6 protein-coding genes are annotated in these 8,238 nt (G+C 39.8%); all 6 read right to left on the bottom strand.

The window, feature by feature from the left end:
* Positions 1 to 305: 305 nt before the first annotated feature.
* Positions 306 to 2,645, bottom strand: coding sequence for a restriction endonuclease-like protein (locus tag LQ229_RS26545; RefSeq protein WP_356712176.1), 2,340 nt, complete (start codon positions 2,643 to 2,645; stop codon positions 306 to 308).
* 49 nt (positions 2,646 to 2,694) lie between these two features.
* Positions 2,695 to 4,647 carry an AAA family ATPase gene (locus tag LQ229_RS26540; RefSeq protein ID WP_230193374.1) on the bottom strand — a complete coding sequence of 651 codons (1,953 nt, stop codon included), beginning with the start codon at positions 4,645 to 4,647 and terminating at the stop codon, positions 2,695 to 2,697.
* Positions 4,648 to 4,749: 102 nt separating this feature from the next.
* A complete protein-coding gene (locus tag LQ229_RS26535) occupies positions 4,750 to 5,754 on the bottom strand; it encodes an SIR2 family protein (RefSeq protein WP_230193373.1) in 1,005 nt (334 codons plus the stop codon).
* Positions 5,751 to 6,326 (bottom strand): hypothetical protein, encoded by a 576-nt coding sequence (locus tag LQ229_RS26530; protein WP_230193372.1) that lies wholly within the window; start codon positions 6,324 to 6,326, stop codon positions 5,751 to 5,753. The genes LQ229_RS26535 and LQ229_RS26530 overlap by 4 nt, the downstream gene beginning before the upstream one ends.
* Positions 6,278 to 7,300: an ATP-binding protein gene (locus tag LQ229_RS26525; RefSeq protein WP_230193371.1), complete on the bottom strand. Its 1,023-nt coding sequence runs from the start codon at positions 7,298 to 7,300 to the stop codon at positions 6,278 to 6,280. Before LQ229_RS26525 ends, LQ229_RS26530 begins: the two co-directional genes overlap by 49 nt.
* Complete coding sequence (locus LQ229_RS26520; protein ID WP_230193370.1) at positions 7,287 to 8,147, bottom strand: DNA cytosine methyltransferase; 861 nt, start codon at positions 8,145 to 8,147, stop codon at positions 7,287 to 7,289. The genes LQ229_RS26525 and LQ229_RS26520 overlap by 14 nt, the downstream gene beginning before the upstream one ends.
* Between the last annotated feature and the right edge of the window lie 91 nt (positions 8,148 to 8,238).

Here is an 8,238-nt window from a genome sequence, read left to right as displayed (position 1 = left end):
GTAGACTTCACCTAAAAGGTGCTCCTCTCTTTGGGTGTAGTGTTCTCGACAAACACCATTCTACCAAAGATTTGGGCACTTTTTTATGTTTTCAATGAACGGTACTTTCGAAATTTAGGTTTATTTGTTTTTTCTCTTTATTAAAATTATTACGTAATTTTTTCAAAATCTTTTTCATAGTATAACTCCATAATAAAATATTCTTATTCCCAACCTATTTATCCATTTGGAATAATTACTTGTAAAGATGTTACACGCACCCAAAGTTAAAATATTTGAAAGTTTTGGATATCAAAAAACAGCATTCACTCCTCCACCCTCACCCCCAACACCTTCCCTGCCACATCCACATGCTCATGATCAAGCTCCACCTTCACCCGTCCCACGCGTCTCTTCTCCCGCCACTCTCTAAGCTGCTCTTCCGTGTCCAGTTTCAGTTCGGCAATCTCGATGGCGCGATCGAACATGTATTTCGTGGTAAAAAGGCAGGTTCGCACTCCGAGTCCGCCGGATAGAATCGGGGTTGGTCTTGTCTCCCATTGTTCAACCGTAAATTTGACATAGAGCTTGTTTTCGGTACCCTTACGGACAGGACGTTCCTTGATCTGCCCACGTGGTATGACCTCCCAACCAGAAATTTTCCCATACAAGAAAACACCCTGTTGTCCCGAAGCAAACAGATTTTTCGATTGATAAATTGCAATATACTCTAGCTGCGTCAAGATGGAATGATCCGTTATATTCGCTAGCGGCATGTGATAGAATTTATGTTCAATGACTACCTCTAATTGCGAGTGATGCTTCAACGAACCTACCAATACATTTTTTCCGCCGAGTTTATTTTCGTAATATTGTTTCGTGCCGCGCGGCTGCGTTGAACGCTCGTATGCTTTTTCCGGACTATCTTGGATGAGCTCGTCTAAGAATTTTTCCATGAGGCTCGTCGCATTCGGCAAGAACGGAAATGCGCCAATGTTTATCAACTCGATACTTTTATAAAACCGATGCTGTTGGAATTGTTCCTCATTCGCATACGGGAAAAGCACATATGCCCCGAACATGCTGCGTTCGTACTGGTTCGTACCCGCCTCTTGGTAGACAATGGCATCTCGGTAACGATGCATCGTGTTTATGTCTTCTTCCTCCGGCCCAGGTAATCCGTAAGTTCTATGATAGGGCGTACCTTCGTAAGCAGGGTTGAGGCGGTATTTTGCATCGAACACATATTTATATATCTGCTGCTTTTGATCGACATCATGCTTATGTAAAGTCAACACATTATCCGGTCTCTGCGATAAGGTCGGCCACTGGCGGTCCTCGGCTGGCAAGGAATTATAATACAATGTGAAACGCTCGCCGTTGCGCGGGTTTTCGTACTGCACCGCCGCCGATTGCTTCCGATCCAAAGTAACGAATAACCCGTTTCGATTGACCCGGATGACATCTTGTTTGATTAACTTATACTTTTTGCTTAATAGATCATGAATTTTGAGAAAACACCAATACTCGTACAACTGAGCTAAATCCTTCATCGACAAATGAAACAGATCGCTTTGAATCGAAAGCCCTTTCATTAACATCAAGTAGATCCGATAAACATCGCGATATCCCGGTGCCATTTGCAGTACTAGCGAAACGGAAATCTGTCTTAATGGCCCCGTATCCCGGAGAAAATCAAATTGCAACAAGCGTTGAATTTGCGTTTGCATGCGCTGGATTTTTTCGATGAGAAGCGGATCGGGTTTTCGATCTTTCAGAGCGATCCGCGAACGGAGCTGCTTCAGTTTGCTATCGATTCGTTCCAGCACCCATCGAAGAAAACGATTTTCCCCTGTATCGAAATCGAGCTTCCGCTTCGTTTCCAATAATTTCGTCGGTCGATAGCGTTGCCCGCCTACCTCCACAACGCCATGCTTTGCATCCTTTTCAAGAAAATGCGGATGACGTGCTAGGAAGGCGATGTTTTCCTTGCCTGCTCGCTTTACTTTTGCAGCATCCATAAGTTTCTGTTCCTGATAAAGCCGATGATGCGGAGCATCCTTAATTCGTTCAATCGCACCGACAAGTTGTTGAAATACATGCTGTGAGATCGTGAAGAACTCTGTTAAACTCGGGTTTTGCGTTTCTTTCAGCCCCGTGAAATGATAAGTTTTCCGCAAAAAATCAAACGACAGATTATATATTTGCCGGTTCACATCTTCCAGGATCGCTTGGTAATCCCGTTTGTAATCTAATTTCGAGGGGAAAATTTCAAGCCGAAGCTGAAGTCCCGCTCCGCCATTGACCTTCACTTCCAGATCGGTGTAGCCAACCTCATTTTTGAAATTTAGAATGCCAGATAGAATCTCGTTCCCTTTCTGCCCGATCGCTTGGCGCAGATGAATGTTCTCATGATGAAAATAAAGCTGATCTTCCGTTTTCTTATGAATGACAAGTTCATAATTTTGCGTTTCGTAAAAGCAAGGATACACCGTTTCCTGCAAAGCATCGACCAACGCTCCGTATTTCGGCGAATACACCTGGACGGAGTGAAATTGCAACAACGAGGAATGGGTAGCGACCTCTAACGAAGCTTCCACCCACTCCTCATCATGACGATGCAATTGCAACGTTTCTACCGTGGGGTGAAACGGCTTTCCCTCCATATACAGGTCAAAGAGATTCGTCTCAATTCGTAACAGTTCCACCGGTTGATTAAGAGAGCCAGAATGAGGTGAATCCATCTTCCTCTAACCTCCGTAGCATGTAAGCCAATTTTCGCGCACTTTGCGGATAGAGCGCTTTCGTTTCTTCCCCAGAACGCCGCCAAGGATCATATAGTTGAGAGGCGTCATTTAGCAACTCTTCCATTTTCCCTTTCTGATTCGTGCAAAATAGCATGAGTTCAATGATCAAACGTTTGACCGATTGACTGCTTCCTTGGATTCTCGGCAACACTTTCTGCAATAGTTGCAGATCGAATGCCTGCTCTTCTGTCATCAGTTCAAACCGCTGATTATAAATCATATAAAAGCAAATCGCATCCCGGACCCGAAAACCGACATGAGCATGAATTTCTTCTAACATCTGGTTGATTCGAACCAGTTTTTCGGTTGTCTTCTTAATAAGCTCGGAATGTTCCGCATACGCATCCATTAATTGCAAATAATCGCTCCGTAAGAAGGGTGAAGATGCTGTGCCGTGTTCTATAGTTCCCTCATCGGTCTCAATCTCAGGGAAATCCTGCAGATTAATGTAGTTAAATTCGATCGTGTTGGCACGGTCCAGCACTTTTTTACTAAATGGATGGGTGGTCTCGTCCATATTGACGGTTCCGACGATAAATACATTGTCCGGTATGAATAAATCGGCCGTACGCTCTTCGTTTCCGCTTGTATGTAGCATCTCTTTCGGTACAATCGTGTCGGTTACGATCCGGCCATCTTTCCACTGCTGCGTTTCCAATAAACTCAATACATCGCTAAAATAATGCTCCACCCTCGCCAAATTCATTTCATCTAAACAGATGAAGTAAGGCTTGTGCCGATTCTCTCGTTTCGATGCTTCAACTAGAACTTTCGTCAGCTCTCCCGGACGAAACACACCCGAAAGATCCTGGTATCCAATCAAATCCGTCGGATCGCTCCAATCCGGTCTCACGGGAATTAGCGTAAACTGCTTATTCGCCTCCGTCGCTCCGATCGCTTCCGCAAACAGTTTCACCAACTTCGTTTTCCCCGTACCTGATATGCCGGCAAGGATGACGAAGGGCTTGGATTTGAGGGAGAGGTAGAAGTTCGCGATAAGATTTTTAGGATAAGCGAAGCCTTGTTGTTGAATATATGATTTAATATCGTTAATAATTATCTTTACATCCGAGTCATCTAGAATTGTTTCCTCAATTCCAATTTCTTTTATTTCATTTAGGTTTTCATTATGTAATCGAGTCCAAATCGGACGAAAAAGCTCAAAATATTTATATATCCTTTCTTCAAGGTTAAATCCTTTGCCAAGCAACTCCTCCTTACTAAAAAATCGCGTTATACCGCTTTTCGCTCCCGTTTTTTCTTGAAGTTTTTTCAAAAAATCGTCAATATTAGTCGACCCGTGTGGTGTTTTATTCAACCATTCGGTAGTCAAAACGAAGCCTTCTCTTTCTATTAAAAGTTCGACGATGTTACGAAAATTTTCATCTGAAAGAATTTCAAAGAATTTTCGCTCTAATACTCGCATCCTATTTTCTTTTTCTAGTTTTTTTTCCTGATCGATATTTCCTGAAGAAGATCCCCCGGAACCAAAACAAAATGTCACTTCAAGAAGCTCTTTTTGAAAAACCCAGGAGTATTGAAAAGAATACGATTTATCCTTTTCAATCGAAATTCCCGACCATAGATAACCTTTGGGTTGGTTTCCATAAGGAGTAGGACTCCCGACTCTGGCTTCAATTACATAATCGCTTAATTGATATTTCTCCAAAAAGGACTTAGAGAAATCGACCGCTAATTTATTGTAATGCCTTAAACTTTTTTCATGCTCTTGCCGTAATTGTTTCATCAGGTGTCTTTTATCTTCAAGAGACTTATGACTTTTTTGGATTACATTAATTTCGTTTGTTATTTGTCCGTACATTAGAAATAGTTTTTCTTCCAGTAGATGATTAATACTCAATGTTTTTACCTCTCTTATAAACTAAACTAATAAATATAAACAATTAATAAAAAAAGCCTTAATCGGCTCTTCTTAATTATTACAATAACTTCGTTAGACAACCTATCTAATAATATCTCTGGGTAATTGCGTATCCCAGTGAGTTTGCCCCGTAAAGCCGCTATCGTCGAAAGCAATTGTGATATTCTTACTAAAAATCTTGCAATATCTTTTACCTAACTGTTCTCTATCCGACCTGACACCTACAATCACAATCTCTCTCAATATGTTTTTTTGACTTATAGCGTTTTTAATTAAATTAACAATTGGATAATCGGATAGGGCCAATGAATAACCGATAAAAACAATTCGATGAGCTTGGGCTAAGGCTTCCGATGCCGCTAACCAAACATTATTCAGCCTTTGAATATTATAAGATTTTAAAAGAGTTGGAGTAATCATCACCGGCTCGGAATATGAATTGCTACATGTCCCGCAAATATCATATTCTTCATAAAGCCGATGCGCTATCGGCTTATTGTACACACGTATATTTTGGCAAAAAGGACATAACGACCAGTTTAACGACCCGTGAATTTTAAATAAATTAAACCTCGGATTGGAAGTTATTACGGAATTGAAACCGTAGTTAATTACTCGACCTTTTGGATTCTTATAACAACCGGTTATTGCTTCGTCTAATAAAGTATCGTAGTTTAAAGAAACGAGATAGATGGGCCCCTTTTTCTTTTTCAATTCCCTAATGAATTTTTTATGAATATCGTTACTAACTATACTTTGGGTTATAGTTGAAGAGATCAAGTTCACTAGCCCTTTTTTAACTTCCATAAGTTTGGACAACGTATGATACGAACTCAAGTTAATATTGTTAGAAATAGCATAGTCAACGATCGTAACAATCTCGTCAATTGTAGGGTAATTTTCGCCCGCTTCCTTGCTATTTTTCGGATCTTTTCCGAAATAATCGCAAAGGAATTTCCATATGCTAACTATTTTTTCGGATGAATCTTTACCCAGTTTTTCGTAAGCTTTTTCAATAAAATCTGAAATTAGCGGAGCTCCTTCCGGTCGAGAAGCTCCCGCACCAAAAACATATACTGTTGTCATCGTTCGCCTCTAAAAAATATTATATCGTTCAATTTTTCGACAAGAGTATGACCGATTTTGCGGAGCGAATCGTCGTCAAATATTGCAAATAAAATATACAATACTTGTTTTGACGAGTTCTGCCCGTTATTTCTAACATAATCCAAATATCTTTGACAAAAAGTATGATTCGAATCAAGGGTCATTTCTCTATCATGATGATTAATATCGCAAAACTGATTGAACCTGCCGTTTTTTTCAAAAATAACAGTCCATTTCGCTTTTTTAACGTCTAAATCCATTTTTTCAATATGATTTCTTCCGTTTCTGATAACTTTGATCGTTGCTTGATTCGTACCGTTCGATAGGGGATTCGTTTGAGCATAAATTTCCCCCCCATTACCTTCAGGACTTTCATTTACTGCGTTTTGTTTACTTTTATCACCTTGTTGCTTGACTTTCGAATCGATGTAATTTTCCGGTTTATTAGAGTTATCAAGTGGTTGTTCTTGCTCCTTATCATAAGGACCCATCCCTTTATCCTCTATAACCTTTTTATTGCTCGAATCGCTTTTTTTCGCTTTTGGGTCCATTCTTTAGTTTTTTCATCTATCCACTTTCTAATGCCCTTTTCCTTCAACCAATCTTTAAACTGCTCTTCAAACATTAGGTATTCATAAGAATCGCTTATAATCTCGGTTTTGGTTATATTCGATTTAAAACCCTTTAAGTAAATTTCCCCAACTAATAACCTCATTTCAGGGTGTCGATCTAGACCGATCCATCGATTATAGTCTAGTAATCTTCCGTTTAAATAAAGATGGTACCCGTTATTCGTTTCCGCTGTGGTTGATTTAAATAGCGATTTTGAAACTCCAACCCAACCCTCTACTTCGCAATCTTCTCCGTATTTATTGGGAACGACAAATTTAAAATCTCGCTTACAATATACATCGAACTTATAGGGCTCCACTGGTTCGCCATTAATTATTAAGGAGAACTCCCCTCTTTCTAAAAATTTCGAGAAAGTTTTTGAAAAATGGGCTTTTACATTCTCTAAGTCATTTTTATGGCGAGGACGTCTAAGATTCGAATTTGTAATTAGAGTCCCATGAGGAAACGTTTTCGGCACCTCAATTACATCTATCTCCCAATTGCCGTTAAATTTATATTGAGAAATGTCAGTTTGGCTATTGAACGGGTTTTCTATCCTTAAGTATAAAGCAACCTTCATGTCGGATGTTGTCGTTAAAATTTCAAGACAATCTCCTAAAAATGCGGAAGCTGTTTTCAATCCGAATCCATACCCGCCTACGGAATCGATTCTTTCTCGACTTTCTGCGGGAATTAACGCCTCTTTTAATTCATTAAGGTCCATACCGCTAGAGGTGTCTTTTATCTGTATACTCTCTTCCTGAATCTCGACATAGACAGTTGTCGATCCCAGTCTGGCATCGTAAGAATTGTCTACAAATTCGGCGATCGCTCTTCCCATATTAAGATTTTGATTACCCATTGTCCAAAAAAGCTTTTCAGATATCGGGAGTTTTATCCTATGCTTTTGCATTTTGCGTCACTTCCAATTCCTTTATTTTCAGAATTTCTCGGCGTACTTGTAAGGCAACCGCTTTCGCTAACAACGGAGGAACGGCGTTTCCGACTAACCTAAATCCGTGCCATTTCGTATGGTGAAAATACATCCAATCGGGAAAACTCATTAATCTTGCCGCTTCGCGAACAGTTATAACTCTAGGTTGTTCATAATGAATTGGTCTCAATGCTGTGTATGATCCCTTATCGCTTTTTGTACCGGCTCGAATAGTAGGAGATAATCCCTTTGCACTTAGTTTTCTTCTTCGACTATGATGAGCTTCGCCTTCCTTAAGAACTTGAAATTCCTTTTTAATTCGATCATCGTGTTTAGTCCTTTTAAAATTTGTAATTATCCGACTATCCCAATTTGGTGGAATTGTTGAATAATCGTCCAAGACAACTGTCTGCCCTCTCATTATCTTCGCAAATTCTGATATGTATTTAACATTATTTGTATATGGAATACTGTCTTGCTCAATAAGTTCTTTAAATAATTCAGGATTGGGCAGATCGCCAATAGCATCTGCAACGGTCGGACAATATCTCATTCCCCCTACTTCATCTCTGCTTGAATGATTTTTATTTACCGGATCATATTTATAAGTTGCGCTTTTAGGAGAAATATGAGTTGGTTGAGGATATTCTAATTTACAATCAATATCCTTTCGCGATCCTAGAACAAATAGTCTTTCTCTATTTTGCGGTACCCCAAAATCCGCCGCATTCAGTACCTTTAACGGCTTCACAATATTATAAGACTCGCATAATAAATTTATAAATTGATCTAATCCTAAATTTCGAAAGCCCGTAATATCAAACACTGAATATAGTGGATCTGCCTCGCGGACTGTAAAAAAGTGGAGGTTTCCCAGTTCGTTCGGTTCAAGTCAACATTATGTGGATACACTTTCC

Source organism: Paenibacillus sp. CECT 9249 (assembly GCF_918697855.1).
GTDB lineage: Bacteria > Bacillota > Bacilli > Paenibacillales > Paenibacillaceae > MSJ-34.
This window is presented reverse-complemented; position numbering and strand designations above follow the sequence as displayed.